Source organism: Amycolatopsis albidoflavus (genome assembly GCF_039525725.1).
Classification (GTDB): Bacteria; Actinomycetota; Actinomycetes; order Mycobacteriales; family Pseudonocardiaceae; genus Amycolatopsis; species Amycolatopsis albidoflava.
The window spans coordinates 25,964-42,714 of record NZ_BAAAHV010000022.1 but is presented as its reverse complement, the minus strand read 5'-3'; the positions used below and the strand labels follow the sequence as shown (position 1 = coordinate 42,714).

General features: G+C 68.9%; 13 protein-coding genes and 2 tRNA genes. 6 read left to right on the top strand and 9 right to left on the bottom strand.

Going from position 1 to position 16,751, the window contains the following annotated elements; genetic code table 11:
- Positions 1 to 72: 72 nt before the first annotated feature.
- Positions 73 to 1,890, bottom strand: coding sequence for an NAD(P)-binding domain-containing protein (locus ABD156_RS33170; RefSeq protein WP_344283044.1), 1,818 nt, complete (start codon positions 1,888 to 1,890; stop codon positions 73 to 75).
- Between the two features lie 154 nt (positions 1,891 to 2,044).
- Between ABD156_RS33170 and ABD156_RS33165 the strand changes: the two genes are divergently transcribed.
- The 3 genes from ABD156_RS33165 (at position 2,045) to ABD156_RS33155 (ending at position 3,496) form a co-directional block, all read left to right on the top strand.
- Positions 2,045 to 3,235: a sigma-54-dependent transcriptional regulator family protein gene (locus ABD156_RS33165; RefSeq protein ID WP_377927254.1), complete on the top strand. Its 1,191-nt coding sequence runs from the start codon at positions 2,045 to 2,047 to the stop codon at positions 3,233 to 3,235.
- A gap of 83 nt (positions 3,236 to 3,318) precedes the next feature.
- Positions 3,319 to 3,390: transfer RNA gene (locus tag ABD156_RS33160), tRNA-Val, on the top strand.
- Between the two features lie 34 nt (positions 3,391 to 3,424).
- Positions 3,425 to 3,496, top strand: a tRNA-Val gene (locus tag ABD156_RS33155).
- Positions 3,497 to 3,904: 408 nt separating this feature from the next.
- On the opposite strand, the gene ABD156_RS33150 is transcribed toward ABD156_RS33155, so the two are convergent.
- The 4 genes from ABD156_RS33150 to ABD156_RS33135 all read right to left on the bottom strand — a co-directional run bounded on the left by ABD156_RS33150 (position 3,905) and on the right by ABD156_RS33135 (position 6,984).
- Positions 3,905 to 4,051, bottom strand: a complete 147-nt coding sequence (locus tag ABD156_RS33150) for a hypothetical protein (RefSeq protein WP_344283041.1) — start codon at positions 4,049 to 4,051, stop codon at positions 3,905 to 3,907.
- Positions 4,052 to 4,068: 17 nt separating this feature from the next.
- Positions 4,069 to 5,025, bottom strand: a complete 957-nt coding sequence (locus tag ABD156_RS33145) for a TnsA-like heteromeric transposase endonuclease subunit (protein WP_344283038.1) — start codon at positions 5,023 to 5,025, stop codon at positions 4,069 to 4,071.
- 436 nt (positions 5,026 to 5,461) lie between these two features.
- Positions 5,462 to 5,737, bottom strand: coding sequence for a hypothetical protein (locus ABD156_RS33140; protein ID WP_344283035.1), 276 nt, complete (start codon positions 5,735 to 5,737; stop codon positions 5,462 to 5,464).
- Positions 5,731 to 6,984 (bottom strand): RHS repeat-associated core domain-containing protein, encoded by a 1,254-nt coding sequence (locus ABD156_RS33135; protein WP_344283032.1) that lies wholly within the window; start codon positions 6,982 to 6,984, stop codon positions 5,731 to 5,733. Before ABD156_RS33135 ends, ABD156_RS33140 begins: the two co-directional genes overlap by 7 nt.
- A gap of 92 nt (positions 6,985 to 7,076) precedes the next feature.
- Between ABD156_RS33135 and ABD156_RS33130 the strand changes: the two genes are divergently transcribed.
- Positions 7,077 to 7,418 carry a hypothetical protein gene (locus ABD156_RS33130; RefSeq protein ID WP_344283029.1) on the top strand — a complete coding sequence of 114 codons (342 nt, stop codon included), beginning with the start codon at positions 7,077 to 7,079 and terminating at the stop codon, positions 7,416 to 7,418.
- Positions 7,419 to 7,452: 34 nt separating this feature from the next.
- On the opposite strand, the gene ABD156_RS33125 is transcribed toward ABD156_RS33130, so the two are convergent.
- From ABD156_RS33125 to ABD156_RS33110, 4 genes are read right to left on the bottom strand one after another with little or no spacing between them, the layout of a single operon-like run.
- Positions 7,453 to 7,998, bottom strand: coding sequence for a hypothetical protein (locus ABD156_RS33125; RefSeq protein WP_344283027.1), 546 nt, complete (start codon positions 7,996 to 7,998; stop codon positions 7,453 to 7,455).
- Positions 7,986 to 12,269, bottom strand: a complete 4,284-nt coding sequence (locus ABD156_RS33120; protein ID WP_344283024.1) for a DUF6531 domain-containing protein — start codon at positions 12,267 to 12,269, stop codon at positions 7,986 to 7,988. The genes ABD156_RS33125 and ABD156_RS33120 overlap by 13 nt, the downstream gene beginning before the upstream one ends.
- On the bottom strand, positions 12,266 to 12,598 hold the full coding sequence (locus ABD156_RS33115) for a type VII secretion target (RefSeq protein ID WP_344283019.1): 333 nt from the start codon (positions 12,596 to 12,598) through the stop codon (positions 12,266 to 12,268). The genes ABD156_RS33120 and ABD156_RS33115 overlap by 4 nt, the downstream gene beginning before the upstream one ends.
- Positions 12,599 to 12,611: 13 nt before the next feature.
- On the bottom strand, positions 12,612 to 13,154 hold the full coding sequence (locus ABD156_RS33110) for a YbaB/EbfC family nucleoid-associated protein (protein WP_344283016.1): 543 nt from the start codon (positions 13,152 to 13,154) through the stop codon (positions 12,612 to 12,614).
- A 380-nt stretch (positions 13,155 to 13,534) separates the two neighbouring features.
- On the opposite strand from ABD156_RS33110, the gene ABD156_RS33105 reads away from it, so the two are divergent.
- Positions 13,535 to 15,670, top strand: a complete 2,136-nt coding sequence (locus ABD156_RS33105; protein ID WP_344283014.1) for a phosphocholine-specific phospholipase C — start codon at positions 13,535 to 13,537, stop codon at positions 15,668 to 15,670.
- A 110-nt stretch (positions 15,671 to 15,780) separates the two neighbouring features.
- Entirely contained in the window at positions 15,781 to 16,725 is a 945-nt protein-coding gene (locus tag ABD156_RS33100) for an ATP-dependent 6-phosphofructokinase (protein WP_344283011.1), read from the top strand.
- Positions 16,726 to 16,751: the final 26 nt, after the last annotated feature.

The following is a 16,751-nucleotide window of genomic DNA, read 5'->3' as shown; positions in this document are numbered from 1 at the left end:
CGCCCGGCTGCCAGCCTACAAAGAAAACCCGGTGACCGCCCTCAAGGCAGCCACCGGGTTTCCCTCACCGCGTCAAGACAGGTGATGCACGTCCTGCAGCCCGTACACCGGCGTCTCAAGACCTTCGAACCGCGCCTTCAGCTGCAGCGCCAGATACAGCGAGTAATGCCGCGACTGGTGCAGATTCCCGCCGTGGAACCACAATCCCTCCTGCTGGGTGGGCTTCCACATGTTGCGCTGCTCGCCCTCCCACGGGCCCGGGTCCTTGGTCGTTTCCGAGCCGAGGCCCCAGCATTTGCCGACCCGGTCCGCGGTTTCCTGACCGACCAGATCGGCGACCCAGCCGTTCATCGAGCCGTAGCCGGTCGCGTAGACGACGACGTCGGCCTCCAGTTCGGTGCCGTCCGACAGCACCACCGAGTTCGCGGTCAAGTGGTCGACCTGGCCGTGCGCGAGCTTGATGCTGCCGTTGGCGACGAGCTCCGACGCGCCGACGTCGATGTAGTAGCCGGAGCCGCGGCGCAGGTACTTCATGAACAGGCCGGAACCGTCGTCGCCCCAGTCGTGTTTGAAGCCCGCCGCCTCGAGCCGGGCGTAGAAGTCCGCGTCGCGCTCGTGGATCGCTTGGTACACCGGGATCTGGAACTCCGGCATGATCCGGTACGGGATCGACGCGAAGATCAGGTCGGCCTTCTCGGTGGTGACGCCCGCGGCCAGCGCACGCTCCGAGTACAGGTCGCCGAGGCCCAGATCCATCAGCGAATCCGACTTCACGATGTGCGTGGACGAGCGCTGCACCATCGTCACGTCCGCGCCGTGCTCCCACAGCGCCGCGCAGATGTCGTGCGCCGAGTTGTTCGAGCCGACGACGACCGCCTTCTTGCCCGCGTACGCGTCCGGTCCGGGGTGCTGCGACGAGTGGTGCTGGTCGCCCTCGAACTCGTCCATCCCGGGGAACGACGGCAGATTCGGCTTGCCGGACATCCCGGTCGCGAACACGACATGCTTCGGCGTCAGGGCCACCTGCTCGCCGTCGCGGTCGACCGTGACGTGCCACTGCTTCGCGTCGTCATCCCAGACCGCGGAGGTGACCGCCGAGCGCGTCCAGTACGGCACCTCCATCAGGCGCGTGTACATCTCCAGCCAGTCCGCGATCTTGTCCTTCGGCGCGAACACCGGCCAGTTCTCCGGGAACGGCAGGTAGGGCAGGTGGTCGTACCAGACCGGGTCGTGCAGGCAGAGGTTCTTGTACCGCTTGCGCCACGAATCGCCGGGCCGGTCGTTGCGCTCCACCACCAGCGAGGGCACGCCGAGCTGGCGCAGCCGGGCCCCGAGCGCGATCCCGCCCTGCCCGCCGCCGATCACGACGACGTAGGGCTGCTCGCCGTAGCCGAGCGTCTCCTGCTCCTCGGCCCGCTTCTCCGCCCACGACCGGCGGCCGCGGACCACGCCGTGCTCGACGCCCTTGGGCCGCCGTTCCCGCTGCGACTCCTCGAAACCCTTCAGCTCGCGCAGGCTGGTGAGCAGCGTCCACGCGCCCTCTTCCTTCAGCCGCAGATGCCCTTTCGCGCGTCCGGCGGCGGTCTCGAACTCGATCCACGCCTCGGTGACGCCGTCGCTTTCAGTCGCCGGTTCGGAGGTGCGGAATCCGCTCGGGTCCGTCGCTTCCAGACAGCCGCCGAGCAAGCCCGCGACCCCGTCGCGGCCCTCGACGGTCTTGAGGTTCCAGGTGAACGAAACCAGGTCGCGCCAGTAGGAATCGACGGCGAACAACGCCGCGGCGGCCTCGACGTCGCGGGCGGTCAGCGCGGCCTCGAACCGGGCCAGCCAGTCCTCGACCCGGGCCTGCGGCGTACTCGCCTCCGCGATCCGGTCGACTGTCTGTGTCATCGCTACTCCTCGGACGTCGCTGTCGTGGTGTAGCGCCGATCACACTCTCCGGACGACGGGCGCGGCAAGGGTTGCAGCGAGTTGCACGCGCCCGGTGCATGGAAACATCGGCGCAGGTCACCTATGCTGGGCGGCTAACGCGACGGTGCGGGAGGTGACTGTGGTGGTGCACAGTGCGGTGCCTCCGGGCCGCAACCTGCCCACCCACGCCCGCGACCTCGTCCGGATGCACGAGGCCGTCATCGGCGGCAGCCGTCCGGCCACGGCGCCCCGGCCGCTCGTCTCGCGTTCCTGGTCCCGCGTGCTGAGCCTCGGCCTCACCGCCGACGGGATGAACGCCCGCGATTCGGTGCCCGGCGACGAGGTCGAACGCCGCAGGCACGGCTCGCCGCTGCGGCACATCATCGAAGACCTCCGCCAGGTCGTCGGCGCGACCTCCGATTCGGCGCACATGCTCCTGGTAGTCACGGACGCCGACGGCATCATCCTGTGGCGCGAAGGCTCGTCCGCCGTCCGGCGCAAAGCGGACACGCTGGGCTTCATCGAAGGCTCCGAATGGACCGAATCCCGCGTCGGCACCAATGCGATCGGCACCGCCCTCGCCGAAGCCGCACCCATCGAACTGCTCGCCGGCGAACACTTCGAGCAGAACCAGCACCCGTGGTACTGCACCGCCTCGCCGATCCACGACCCGCGCACCGGCGAACTGCTCGGCGTCATCGACATCAGCGGCCCCGCCTTGACCCTGCACCCGGCGATCGGCGCGCTAGTCGAAACCGGCAAACGGGTGGCCGAATCGGAACTCTGGCGCACGCACCGCCAACGCCTCGAACGACTGCGCCAAATGGCTGAACCTGTCCTGTCCTCCGGCCCCGCTTTGGTCGTCGACGAGGACGGCTGGGTCGCGCACAGCGTCGGCGTCTCCGCGGGCGAACGCATCGCCGCCCCTCAAACCGGCCAAGTCGTCGCCGTCCCCGGTCTCGGAGCCTGCCTCCCCGAACCCATCGCCGACGGCTGGCTGGTCCGCCCCGCCGACACGGCCCGCAGCGTCCGGCTCGACCTGGACCTCACGCCCGCTCCCCTGCTCAGCCTCCAAGCTGGCGACACCGGCTGGCGCCGCCCGATCACCAAACGACACGCGGAAATCCTGGTCCGCCTGGAGAAGGCCGGCCGCGACGGCCTGTCCGCGGTCGCACTGAGCCACGCCCTCTACGGCGACGCCGAGCATCTGGTCACCGTCCGCGCCGAAGTGTCGCGCCTGCGCCGCCTGCTGGGCGCCATCGTCGACACCCGCCCCTACCGCCTGGCCGAAGGCGTGCGCATGACTGTCCACGCAGGACAGTGACCAGCGCCGTCCCCGAAACCAGGCCCCCTGTGCGACGTCGCCGGGGCGTCCGCTAATGTTTACGACACGTTGCACAGCAGCAAGCGCGATTAGCTCAGCGGGAGAGCGCTTCCCTGACACGGAAGAGGTCACTGGTTCAATCCCAGTATCGCGCACTCCAGTCCACCCCAGGCTGGTGCGTTGCACAACGGGCGATTAGCTCAGGGGGAGAGCGCTTCGTTCACACCGAAGAGGTCACTGGTTCGATCCCAGTATCGCCCACAGTGTGGTTGTTCTGGTCACCCGGCCTGTCGATGATCTTCGTCGGCAGGCCGTTCGTGATTTCGGGGAGCAGATGGGGAGCACGGTCTGCTGACCACAGCCCCGCATCCGAAGGGCTCACGCGGCTTCCGGTTCCGCCGCGGGGTTGTCGGCCCAGGCCCATCTGCCGTCCTGCTCCCACCGTTGTTGGAGTGCTGTGAGCATGTCCTTCCCTTCTTCTCGTCTCCGGCCAGGGCGGGCAGCCAGCTCCTCCGCCGGAAGTTCGACCACCTGTGCAGTCCGCCGTTGGCTCCGGTGAACACGAACCGGGCGTCAGGGTTGCGTTTCCGGTGCGCCCGCAGTTCGTCGGCCAGGAACGGCGGCAGGTGCACCGTGCGGACGCTGGCCGGGGTCTTCGGCGGGCCGAGTTCAAGTCGTCCCCCGTATCTCGTGCAGCGCTCCGAACTTCGGGTCGATGTCGATGCGCGGGAGGTCGTCGCCGAGGCGGGTGCGGCTCCACTGCAGCCCGGCGAGTTCGCCCCATCGCAGTCCGGTGCAGGCGTCGGTGATCGTCATCAGTCCGTTGTCCGGGCTCATCCGCCCGGCCGGCGCGTCCGCTTCGTCGGTGGTGGCGTGGGGCCGTTCCGGCACGGGTTCGAGCCGATGAGTTCTTCGTCCACGGCTTCGCCGGGGATCATCGAGAACAGCATGAGGATGTCCTGGGCGCTTTTGTCGGCCGTGTTCTCGCGAGGGTCTTGTTCACCCAGCCCTTCACTGCGATCCGCTGAATGTCTCCCACGGCCATACTGGACCAACAGGGCAGTGGCGGCTGCGCTCAGCGGTGCTCTTGTCAAGTCGGTGACCAGGCGCTGTTGCCACAGGAGATGGAACAACACCGGCAGCACCGCGATGCGGTCGCCGACCGTCTCCGCACCGACGAACAGCGGCGTCGGTTCGCTGAAGATCGCAAGCAAGGCTTCGGCAATGTCTTGCCGAGCACCGTTGCGGGGATGCCGGTAGCGCGACAGCCACCGCACGTTCGCCGCCAGCACTGGATCGGCTACCCCGACCCGCCGGAAAGCCCGACCGACCTCGGCGCAGGCCTCCGCCATCACCTTGAAAGCCTCCGCGTCCCTCACTTCAATGCGGTCATCGGCGCGCACGTCGACCACCCCACCAGCCCCGTCGCGGTTGCGGGCAAAGAAATCCGGTGCGTGCCGTCGCCAGCGTTTCGTGTCCTGCCAGTGCAACCAGAACGGCTGCGACGCGAACCCTGCGACCTCTCGGTCGAAGTCCAGAAGCATCGCGCGATCACGCTCGAGCCAGGACTCGTAACCCACGTGCCGTGCGCTGGTCGCAGACCACCACCAGCCCGGAAAATGCTTCTGTCCCTTGGCCCAGCGGAAACTCCGGACCGGATCGACGCTCTCGAACGCAACGTTCCAGCACGTCGTCAGCGACTCCTGCCGTCGCGCTCCCACAGCATCGACGAAGTCCAACTCGAAGAAGGAACAGTCCTGGTCAAGCGCCGTACCCGCCGCATCAGCCAACCTCTGCCCACCATCGTCTGGTACGGCACCGACCAATCCGGAGTGGCACAGACTAGCGTCCGGGCCAGCCTCCGCTGGCAACGGACCTGTCCGCGGAGGGGTTTTCCAGTGGTTTTGGCCCCACCCTGGTTGAGTGAATGTTGGGAGTTCTGGGGCGTGGGCGGCGATCCGGGGAGGGACAGCCGGCAGCTTGTGCGGGCCGGGTGCTCACGGACCTGTCTCCGACAAGGCAGTCCGCCGTGAGCAGCCGGCCCTTTTGTGTGCGGGCATGGAAAAGCCCCGGCTCGTGGTGTCGAGGCGGGGCTTGACCGGGGTCCGATCGGGTGTCAGGCGGCCTGGCCGCCGTTGTCGCGTTCCTGCTGTTCAAGCAGACGAGGCCAACCTAAACCCGATACTGACGAGACTGGGCGCACTCGCCAGTATCGGGTTGCGTGCATTACACCGCCGCAACCGCCTCGCGCAGGGCGTAAAGCCAGTCGGCCAAAGGACCTGGGGGCGGATCGATCTGTTCGAGCGAACGCTTGATCCGGTCCAGCTGAGACCGATCGATCGCCCCCTGATGGACAGTGGTTGTCAGCAGCCCCGCCAAAGTGGATTCAACTTCGACAAGCGCGGACCAGGCTGCGAAACCGTCCGCATCGTCTGGTTGCGCTGGGGTCCGGGACCGAGTCAGATCGTCCAGAATCTTGCTGTACGCGCTTCCTTTCACCATGTCGTGTAAGTCCTTCCCTTGGCGGAAACGATGCCGCCGCCTTTACCTCTGACATACTGTTTCTTGCCTGTGGCACCGGTTCGCTTCGAGAGTTTATACCCTTGTCGCGCGTATTCCTTGAACGTTTGACCAGGTCGACCATGCTTTTTGTAATGGTAGCGAAGGCTCTGGAGACGGTTGGGGAACGTCCCTCGGTCCCAATGCCGGACGACGTTTTGTGCCCATTTACCGGCTGGCGCGATCCGCTTTACCCGGTTCGGCTTGCTTACCACCTGGATTCCTCGTGAGGCGACCTTTCCGACACGCGATGCTGCTGCGACCGCCAACTTCGCCATGCCGCCGGTAACCGCCGAAGCCGCGTACAACGCCGCTTGTCCCCAGTTGCCCTGGACGGCGTTACCGACAGCAGCTACCCCGCTGGCGATCGCACCGATCGGCCCGGGAATCCAGCTGACCACCTCAGCAACCTTCGTGACGGCGCTGATCAGCGAACTGAACCAGCCGTGTCCGTCCAGGTCGAGGGAGTTGATGGGGTCGCCGGCTACGTAGTCGTAGTCGTTGGCAGAACCGCCCTCCACGGGGTCGACGGAGAGGAACCGACCGAGCAGAGGGCTGTAGGGGCGGGCGCCCATCTGGATCAGTGACAGTGCCCCGGTGTGCTCGTAGGGCCGCTGGTACTGGCCGAGCCAGCCGTAGTCCATCGAGCCCGGCGCGTTGTCCGGCACGTTCTGCGTGTCGACTGTGCCAGACGGGGCCAGGGGCTGGCCGTAGGGGTCGTAGGAGCGCAGGCCGCCGATTTGGTGTCCGGCGGAGTCGGTGGTGAGGACCAGGTCGCCGCGGACGGAGGGATGGTCGTAGCTGGGGGTGAAGGCACCGTCGTTGCCGAGTTTGCTCGTGTAGAGCACACCTCCGGGCAACGAGATCGACAGCGACGTAAGGCGGTTGTCGGTGTTCAGGGTCAGGTCGGGGGTGTCGCCGTCGCCGGTGAACCCGTAGCGGGCGACGGTGTTGTTGTCGCAGTCGCGGGGGTCGCGGCGGACGATGCGGTTGGTGGCGTCGCGGGTGTAGGCGATGTCGGCGTTGAGCGCTGGGGTCGGGCCGGTGGTGCGGGCTCCGGTGTTGCGGTCGGAGCCGTCCCAGGTGAGGGCGCCCGCCAGCACATCGCGGAGCTGATCGAACTGGTCGAGGAAGCCGAAGCCGCTCCCCCGGCTTGACCGAAACCAGGCAGCGATGGGAACTTCGACCACGCCGCCCGGTCGGCACGATCGGCCTGAACGCCCAGCAGATCCAGAATCTCACGGACTTCATCCAGCCCTGCGTCTTCATCCCGAGGTGACCCATGTCCGCTGATTTCATCGTCGATCCGCCGGAGAAAGCCGATCTCGAGTTCCTCGACTGGATGCCGAGCCGTGGCCTGCTGCGCCGCGTCCTCAAGTTCGTCGCGGACGAAGTCGAGGACGCGGCGCTGGCCGCGGCCCTGCGCGAGTTCGTGGCCGGGGGTTATGCGTTCTTCTCGCTCGGCGTCTACTCCGCGGAGCACGCCGGGGAGATCATGAAGGTGATCCGGGAGAAGCTGCCGGCCGCCGTCGAAGAATGGCGTCCGGGCCACGAGGGCGCCCGCCAGCACATCGCGGAGCTGATCGAACTGGTCGAGGAAGCCGAAGCCGCTCCCTTGGCTTGACCGAAACGATGCGCGATCTCGCCGGGATGCGGGGCTAGGGCGTGGCAGATTTGGCGCGGTTCGCGGCGGTGCTCCGGATCTTCTTGGTACGCCCGTGCTCAGCCAGCAATCCCAGCACCTGCCGCGAAGCGGAGAAATCAGCCAGCCGCCGCTGCATCCAGTCGCTCGCCGAGGCGAGGTCGGCGGCCTCCGGGACCCGGCCGTTTTCGGTCTCCAGCCACAATTCCCAATCCCGCACCCGCTGCCGGACGAACTCGCGGTCCTTCTCCGGCGCCAGCCGGTCCGCCTCCGCGACGATTCCCGCCGCCCGGCGCCGGAACTCGGCCGGGTCGGCGGTCTCCCCCGCGACGTGATCGACCAGCTCCACCACCGCTGTCTTGGCCGTCAGCGGTTCCGGATCCCGCACCAGCACCGCGGCCAGTTCCCGGGGATCCGGCGCGACGGCCGCCGCGATGACGCGACGGTAGGCGGCGGAGCGGACGTGCTCGTCCGCGACCGCCGCGTCGACCTCGACGTCGGTCAGCCCGGCCTTCTCGAACAACGCGGTCAGATCGGCTCGCAACGTCGTCACTTCGTACATCCCTTTGCGGCCTGCTTCCGCTCTTCCTCGGCCTTTTCGTCCGCCTGGTTTCGCCTGCCGAGCTTGCGGACAGCCTTCCGTACCTCTTTTTTGTATTCTCCCACCACGGCCCGCTGCTTGCCGGAAAGCTCCGGCTGGCCGTCGATCGGATGGCCGTTCGGCCCGATCCGCACCTCCCGGCCCCCGCCTCCGGTGACGTGGGCGTGCGCGGGCTTGTCGACGTCGTACTCGTGCACCACGATGCGCACGCCGTTCTTGCTGACGTCGAGCAGCGAAAGACCGAGCGGGTCGAGCCAGGTCAGCGGGTTGGGCACGTAGCTGTGCGGCCAGTACCCGCCGGCGAGGCCCACCGGGTCGGCGCTGAAATAGCGCGCGGTTTCCGGGTCGTAGTACCGGAAATAGTTGTAGTTGAGCCCGGATTCGGGATCGGCGTACTGGCCGGGGAAGCGCAGCGGCGTCGTCGTCGTGCCGCCGTGCGCGATCGGCTTGCCCCACACCGTGTTCTGCCCGAACCACGCGACTGCCCCGTGCTCGTCCAGCAATTCGGTCGGCGCGCCGACGAGGTCGGTGACGATCGCGTAGAACCGCTCGTCGGTGCTCCGTCGCTCCACCTGCACGAGCGGCCGGTGCGAGGACGGGTCGTAGTCCCAGGTCAGCGACTGCCCGGCGGCGGTCTGCTCGGCGAGCGTCGTGCCGTCCCAGACGAAATCGACCCGCTCGGCGACCTGGCCGCCGACGTGCCGTTCCTTCGCGATCCGCCTGCCCAGCGCGTCGTAGCGGTAGCGCCAGCCGGTCTGGTCCGGGGTGACCAGGCCGACCAGCTGGTCGTCGGCATTCCAGTCGTACTGCCACACTTCGGCGCCGCGCTGCTTGCGCACCACCCTGCCCTGCGCGTCGTACTGATAGCGCAGCGCGCCCGCGTCGTGCAGCAAAGTCCCGGTGCTGCGCCAAGCCTCAGCGCCTTCGCCGGCGAGGTTGCCCGCCTCGTCGTAGGCGTACTGCTCGGACCAGCGCTCGCCGCGCACCCGCGTGACCCGGCCGAATCCGTCGAGGTCGAACTGGCGCGCGCCGTGGATCCGGTCGGTCATGGCGACGACGCCGCCGTCCGGCCGGTAGCGGAACGTCCGGTGCTGCACCTGCCGCGCCGGGTCGTCGCCTCCGCCGAGCACGGACTGCCCGACCAGCCGGTCGGACTGGTCCCACGACTGGGCGAGCCGCACGCCGGACGGGGCCGTCCGGACAGTTTCCCGGCCCGCCGCGTCATACCCGAAGCTCAGCATCCGGCTGCCGTTGCGCAGCGAGACCGGCGACCCGGCGGCGTCGTACTCCCACGTCGTCACGGTGCCGCTCGGCGTCCGCCGCCGGACGCAGCGACCGAGCGCGTCGAACTCCGACTCGACCGTCCGGCCGTTCACCGTCTCGGCCCGCACGCGGCCGAGCACATCTCTGGTCAGCTCGACGGTCGAATCCCGGTTCGCCGCCGACACCAGCCGGCCCGCCCGGTCGTACGCGAAGCGCTGGGTGTCGGTCGATGATCGCGCCGCCACGATGTTGCCGCGGGCATCGCGTTCGTAGGTGATGCTTTGCCCGGCTCCGTTGGTCTTCCCGGCGAGCCGGCCGGCCGCGTCGCGCGCGTAGGTCGTCACGCGCCCGTTGAAATCCGTCTCTCGGAAGAGGAAACCCGCCGCGTCGTACTCGTAGCGCCAGACCGCGCCCTGTGCGTTGGTGACCGAGGTCAGGTTGAGCTCGGTGTCGTAGCCGAACTCGATCCGGCCGCCGTCCGCGCCGATCTGCGCGGCAGGCAGGTCGAAATGGGTCGTGGCGACCGACAACAGCGGGCTCTCGCCCACGGAGTACTCGGCGAAGTTGCCCTCCGGGTCGTGCCGCCAGCGTTCGACCGTCCCGTCCGCGCGAGTCCGGGCCAGCGGCTTTCCCTCCACCGTCCACCAGGTCCGGACGGTGTGGCCCAGCGGATCCGTTTCCGCGGTGATCCGGCCGAACTCGTCCCGCGCGATCCGCGTGGTCCGGCCGAGCGGGTCGGTCAGCGCCACCGGCAGGCCGCGCGCGTCGGTCTCGACGCGACGGACGTTGCCCAGCGCGTCGGTTTCGGCCCGCAGGTGGCCGGATTCGTTGTACTCGTACCGGGTCACCGCGCCCGCCGGGTCGGTTTCCTCGACGATGTTGCCGCGTTCGTCGCGCCGGTAGGTCCACTGTGCACCGTCGGCGTCGACCACCGCGACCGGCAGGCCGTGCTCGTCGCAGACCGTGCTGGTGACGCTGCCGTCCGGATGGATGGTCCGGACAGGTTCTTCGGTCCGGCCGTATTCGTGCCGGGTGGTGTGCCCCAGCGGATCGGTTTCCGCGGTGATCCTGCCGAAGCTGTCCCGTTCGAACGTCGTGGTCGCGCCGAGCGGGTCGGTCTGGCGCACTAATTGCCATTCGGCGTCGAACTGGAAAACGCTGACCGCGCCGAGCGAATTGCGGTAGGTCGTGACCCGGTTCCGCGCGTCGTAGGCGATCGAGCAAGCGAGCGCGCCGCCGCTGCCGTCGGTCCGGACGACCTGGCCCGCCTCGTTGTAGTGGTAGGTGTACCAATGCCCGTTGCGGTCGGTCCACGTGGTGACCCGGCCCGCCCGGTCGTACTCGAATCGCAGGGCTCGTCCGGAGGAGTTGCCGACCGCCGTCAGCCTGCCCTCGGTGTCGTACTGGTAGCTGGCCAGCGGAATGTCGCCGCCGGACGCGCGGGCCAAGCTCAGTCCCACGATGCGGCCGGCCACCGTTTCGACCGCGACGCGGTAGCCGCCGGAGTGCTCGATCGAAGTCGGGAAGCCGTCGGCGTCCCGGGCGATGGTGACGGTATTCCCGTTGCGGTCGGCGATCGCGGAAAGCAGAACTCGTTGCGGAGCCCCGTTTTCCGGCGCGGCGCGGAAATGCCGGACCAGCCCGTCGGCCGGGCTGGTGACGGTGAACTCGGTGGCCGACAGCGCACGCAACGGCCAGCGGACGCCGTGCGAAGGAACGACCGGCGAGCCGTCCGCGGCGGGCAACGGATAGGTCAGGGTGACCCCGTCCTCGCCCACGTAGCTAACGCCCTCCTCGTCCAGCTCGACTCTCTGGTCCACTGTGGACGCCCAAGACGCGCCGAAGGAACGGCCGAGCCGGTAACTCGACAGGTGAGTCCGGCGCAGCACCAGCGGCAGCACGCCGGGCAGCTCGACATCCGTCTGGGACATCAGCATTTCGCCGGTCGCGAGGTCGACCGGGTCGCCGCCGGTGCACTTCCCGTCGTTGGGCCGCCCGTCCTTCGCCGGATCGGTGCTGTCGCGGGCGTTGGGCTCCCCGGGCTCTCCCGGTTTCCCCGACCCGTCGTGCGGGCCGCCGCTTCCGGGTTCCGCGCCGCTGGGCGCGGTTCCGTCGTCCGGCGGGTGCGCTCCGTCGCCGTGCGACGGCTTGCCCGCCGGGGTGTGCGGCTCGTCCGCGGACGAGACATGGGTCGCGTCGCCGCCCTCGCCCGGCTTGCCGTGGAGGTCGGACAGCACCTTCTTGATCGAGCCGAAGATCTCTTCGAGCTTCGACATCATCGGCCGCAGCTTCTCGACCGAGGTGATCAGCTTCTTGATCAGCGCGCCGATCTTCTCGATCCACGCCGACACCTGCTCGACCACCTGCGCCACCACGACCGGCGTGCCGAGCCCGAGCGAGAAAACCTCTTCCAGCGCGTCCTGGATGAAGTCGCCGACCGCCTGGGTGATCATGTCCCGGACGAGGCAGCGCACCGCGGCGGTGACCACGCCGACGATCTCCACCACCGTGCCGATCGTGTTCGCGCACGTCGCGGCGGCGTTGATGTGGTCGATTTTCTTCTTCAGGTTGTCCCGGTACGCGTCCGCGCCGCCGCCCCGCCAGTTCGCGGTGTCCTTCTGCACGGTCTCGGCCAGGTCCTTCGCCGCCTGCTGCGTCGCGGCGCCGACGTTCTTCCAGGTCTGCGAGTACGCCGCGATCTGGTCGCCGTCGCCCGCCAGCTGGTTCAGCGCGTCCTGCAACGGCTTGACGTGCTCGATCAGCCAGTTCAGCCCGTAGGAGATCAGCGTGCCGACCGGATTCATCGCGATGGTCAGCATGTCCAGGCCCGCGCCGAGCGCGGAGATGCCGCCCTCGATCCAGGAACCGGACTGCACGCCGTCGTACACGCCCGCGGCATCGTCGAGAACGCTGATCCCGGAATGCCAGGTCGTCGAATCCTGCCGCTGCGCCACCAGCGGATTGCTCATGAAAGCTTCTTCCCCAGTTTGTCGATGGCCTGCGCGTGGTTCTGCTCCGCGGTCTGATAGGTCGTGACCGCCGTGTTCACCGCGCCGGAGACCTCGCTCATCGCCTCGGACGCGAGCCCGAGCGTGGCGAGGCCGGGTGCGCTCACCGCGAGCACGATCGGCACGAACAACGGGCCGCAGATCATGCCGTAGGCCTGCACGCCCATGGTCACCTGTTCAGCCGCGGACAGCGCCTGCCCCAGCGTCTTGCCGACCTGTTCGACCGCCTTCGCGTGCGTGGCCAGTTCGTCCGGATGGACCTGGTAGCCGCCGGAACCGTTGTCTGCCATCGTCCCCCCGCGCTCATCCCCGTGTCATGAACGATTGGCCGAAGTCGTCGTCCCCGTCGCCGGGATCGGCCGCCGGACGGCGGACCGGAGGCGGTTTCGGCGCCGGCGCGCCCGCTTCCTCTTCGAGTGCGCCGAGCTTGACCTGGTTCCCCGGATCCGGCGATTCCGGTTCGTCCGGTTCGGGTTCAGGGAACCTGGCCCGGTAATTGCCGACGATCGTGTCCACCGTCGCCTGGTCGTCGCCGATCGTGGCGGCCATGACCTCGCCCAGCCGTTCCGGGAGCCGCGACTGCGCGCGCCGCAGGACGCCGAGCACCGCGGCCGCGATCCGGTCGCCGGAGAGCTCCCGGATCCGGTCCGAGACGCGCAGATCGGTGACGTTGCCCGCCGAATCGACCGTGACGGTGACCAGGCCGTCCTTGCCGGTCTCGGTCACCGAGACCTGCCCGGCCGCGGCTTGCATCGCCTGGTATCGCTCGGCTTTCGCTTTCGCCTGCGCGACCATCTGGTCGATCCGCGCGGCGGGACCGGGCCCGTTCGGCGACGGATCGCTCATGGTGTGCTCCTTCTTCCGTCCGGTCCGGGCGGAACCCCCAGGTTCCAGGCCGTCCGCCAGGAAAGCACATCCCGGCCCGCTCAGTCGAAGTGCTTATGCGGCAAGAAGGAACAATGCCTTTTTTGTCCGGAAACCCGTTTCCGGCGCGCGCCCGGCACACCACGCACTGTCGCGGACAGTGCCGGGACGATCACCGGATCCACCGTCGCCAAGATCACCAAAAATCCGCGCCGGACCACGGCAAACCGCCCCCGGACGGAGTATTCACCCGCGCGCCAGATCCGGGACACTCAACTCGTTCATGCTCTCCCCCGGGCGAGCGGCGGCCGGTAACTCCGGGCAAGGCGCTGTCTCGCCGCGGACACGTGGAGGAACGCAACATGGCGGGTACGAGTCGCCGGAATTTTCTCGGCATGGCAGGCGCTTCGCTGGCCGGCGCGGCGGCAGGCGGGCTGCTGCCGGGATCGATCGGGAAGGCTCTCGCGGTCGAACCGGCCCGCCGGTCGGGCACCATCGAGGACGTCGAGCACGTCGTCGTGCTCATGCAGGAGAACCGGTCCTTCGACCACTACTTCGGCACCATGCGCGGCGTGCGCGGCTACGGCGACCCCCGGCCGCACCTGCTGCCCAACGGGCGGCCGGTGTTCTACCAGCCGCCGGCGAAGGTCCGCACGTCCGGCTACAACGGCCGCGGGCTGCCGAACGACGCCGAGTACGTCCTGCCGTTCCCGCTCGACGCGCTGCGCACCAGCGAGCACATCGCCGGCACCCACCACGGCTGGGGCAGCGGCGAACCGCTCTGGAACGGCGGGCGTTACGACGGCTGGGTGAACGAAAAGCAGGACGTGTTCACCATGACGTATCAGCAGCGGTCCGAGCTGCCGTATCACTACGCGCTCGCCGAAGCGTTCACCATCTGCGACGCCTACCACTGCTCCGTCCCGGCGGACACCGCGCCGAACCGGATCCTGCTGTGGTCCGGCACGATCGACACGCAGAACCGCCTCGGCAGCAAGCAGAACGGGCCCGGCCTCTGGGAACGGCCGGACACCAACGGCTACAGCTGGACGACCTACCCCGAGCGCCTGCAGCAAGCCGGCGTGAGCTGGAAGCTGTACCAGGGCGGCAGCGGCATTCCCGGCCAGCCGACGGACAACTACACGGACAACAGCCTCGAGTTCTTCGCGAAGTACCACCGCCAGGAAGGCGCGTCCGGGCCGCTGGTCGAGCAGGGCGTTTCGACGCACACGCTCAAGGAGTTCCGCGCCGACGTGCAGGCCGGGACGCTGCCGCAGGTCACCTGGATCGTCCCGCCGTACCAGTACAGCGAGCACGCGGCCGCGTCCGCCAGCGACGGCGCGTACTACCTGAACCTCGTCCTCGACGCGCTCGTCTCCAACCCCGAGGTGTGGAGCAAGACCGTCTTCTTCATCAACTACGACGAGAACGACGGCCTGTTCGACCACGTCGTCCCGCCGATGCCGCCGCTGGTCAACCGGCCCGGCACGGACGGCCTCGTTTCGCGCTCGCTCGCGGCGAGCCTCCCCGACGAGACCCTCGACTTCGACAAGCTCCCGAAGGGCACCGGCGGCGGACCGGCCGGCGTCCCGCTGACCGGCAAGCACCCGGCGGGGCTCGGCTCCCGCGTGCCGATGCTCGTCGTGTCGCCGTGGTCGCGCGGCGGCTGGGTCTGCTCGGAAACCTTCGACCACACCTCGGTGCTGCGCTTCCTCGAGGCCCGGTTCGGCGTGGCGGAGCCGAACATCAGCGCATGGCGCCGTTCCGTCTGCGGCGACCTCACCTCGGCGTTCGACTTCTCCCGCCCGCAGACCAAACCGGTCGCGACGCCGACGCCGACCCCGCTGCCGAGCAAGAACCAGCCGTTCTCGGTGAAGCTGCCGCAGACTATGCCGACGCAGGAGCCGGGCGTCCGCCCCGCGCGGGCGCTGCCGTACCGGTTCACCTCGCAGCTCGCCGGAAAGCGCGACGGCCGCTCGATTTCGGTGCAGTTCACCAACGACGGCACCGCGGGCGCGTACTTCTACGTCTACGCGCACGGCGATTCGCCCCGCCGCTACACGGTCGCCGCGCACGACACCGTCAGCGACATCTGGGAAGGCGCGCCGGGCACCGACGAGCACGGCAACTACGACCTTCGCGTGACCGGCGCGAACGGTTACCTCGCCCAGTTCACCGGCACCACGGCGGACACCTCCGAACCTGAGGTTTCGGTGTCCACCAACAACTACGGTGCCCCGCTGCTGACGCTGACCGTCACGAACCCGGGCCGCCAGCGCCGGAAACTCAAGCTGCGCAACGACTACAGCCGCGGCGCCGCCCGGACGATCGTGCTCGGCCCGGGCGAAACCCGGCGGGTGCCGTGCGAAACGGCGTCCGCGTTCGGCTGGTTCGACATCTCGGTGACCGACCCCGCCGCGCCGGGCTACCTGCGCCGGTTCGCCGGGCACAACGAGACCGGCCGTCCGAGCTTCAGCGACCCCGGTCCGCGACGGTAATCCCCTCGGAAAGATCACTAAAGAGAACGGAAACGCCCGGCCGGGTGGACCCTGCCGGGCGTTTCCGCGTCCTGCTTGCTTCATCGATTCAGCCATGCCACTCTCGCCTCATGCGGATCGGCATGCTGGCCGGCGACCTCGACTGCCCCGGATCGAACGCGGTGGTCCGGGCCTTCGCTCGCAAGGGCATTCAGGTGTACGGCTGGGAAATCGTCGCCATTCGCGACGGGTGGGCAGGGCTGCGGGAGAACCGCGCCGTGCCGATCGGGCCTCGCGAAATCGACGAGACGCTGACCCGCGACCGTCCGCTGCTCAGCTCGTCGCGCGGCCCGGTCAAGCCGGGCGACTCGTTGCACGGCCTCGACGCGCTGGTCGTGCTCGGCGGGGAGGACGCCGTTGCCGGAGCGGCGAAACTCGCCGCCGACGGGGTCCAGGTCGTCGTCGTTCCCGCGACGATCCGCAATGACGTCATGGCGACCGACGCGACCTTCGGCTTCGACACCGCGGTGCAGATCGCCGCCGACGCGCTCGACCGGTGCCGCACCACGGCCGAATCGCACGAGCGCGCGCTGGTCGTCGAGGTCTCCGGCCGCGATTCCGGCTGGATCGCCCTGCACGCCGGGCTGGCGGGCGGCGCGGACGTGATCGTCGGGCCGGAGCGCCCGTTCGACCTGAGCCAGGTGCTGGCGCGGGTGACGCGGCGGTTCGAGCGAGGCCGGGCGCCGATCGTCGTGCTCGCCGAAGGCGCGCTCCCGGACGGGATCCCGGTGCCGAACGGCGTCGCGACCTGGCTGTCCGAGGAGATTTCGCGGCACACCGGCAAAGAGGCCCGCGCGGTCGCGGTGAGCCAGGACAGCGGACGGCCGACCGCGGCCGACCGGGAACTGGGCACCCGGTTCGGCCTCCGTGCGGCGGACGCGGTGCACGCGGGCGAGTCCGGTGTCATGGTCGCACTACGCGGCACCGATCTCGGCACCGTCCCGCTGGCCGCGGCCGCTGGACGGAAGACGGTCTCCCCCGCGCGGTACCGCGAAGTCGAGGCGCTGCTCGGCTGACGTCTGCCCACTGTGGACGCACCAGG